This window comes from Ruegeria sp. CE9 (assembly GCF_056537425.1).
Genome location: NZ_JBQFRO010000147.1, coordinates 1 through 514, shown reverse-complemented (window position 1 = coordinate 514; position 514 = coordinate 1). Strand labels below are relative to the sequence as shown.

1 pseudogene is annotated in these 514 nt (G+C 52.9%); it reads right to left on the bottom strand.

The annotated features are described in order from the left end of the window. Nucleotides 1–514 (bottom strand): annotated as a pseudogene (locus ACR0B3_RS24575) (ABC transporter substrate-binding protein); the annotation flags it as partial.

Sequence of the window (514 nt, the reverse complement as noted above, 5' to 3'; positions counted from 1 at the left end):
GTAGATAGGATCTCCCATGTTCTCTTCGCGCACTTCAGCAGCTGCAGCGCCAAATGCGTTCCAAACATCATCAGGGAAAGATCTTGTTTGGATACCGCCAGCGCGGAGTCTTTCAAGTGCAGCGCCATTCTCTTGCAGCGTCATCGAAAGCGACTTAGAGTTTGTTGCCGCACACGCTGCATCGACTACTTGTTTTTGTGCAGACGTAAAGCTTTCGTAAACATCCAAGTTGAATGACAAGGTCAATGCAGACCCTGGCTCATGGAAGCCTGAGGTGTAGTAGATAGAGGTTGCTTCCTGGAAGCCCATGCGCTCATCCGCGAACGGACCAATCCACTCTGCGCCGTCAATCTGACCAGAGGCAAGCGCCTGATAGATTTCACCGCCTGGAATGTTCTGAACGGATGCACCCAAGCGGCCAAGAACCTGACCACCCTGACCGGGCATGCGGAAGCGCAAACCCTGAAGGTCATCTGCGGAGTTGATTTCTTTGTTGAACCAACCACCTGGCTGC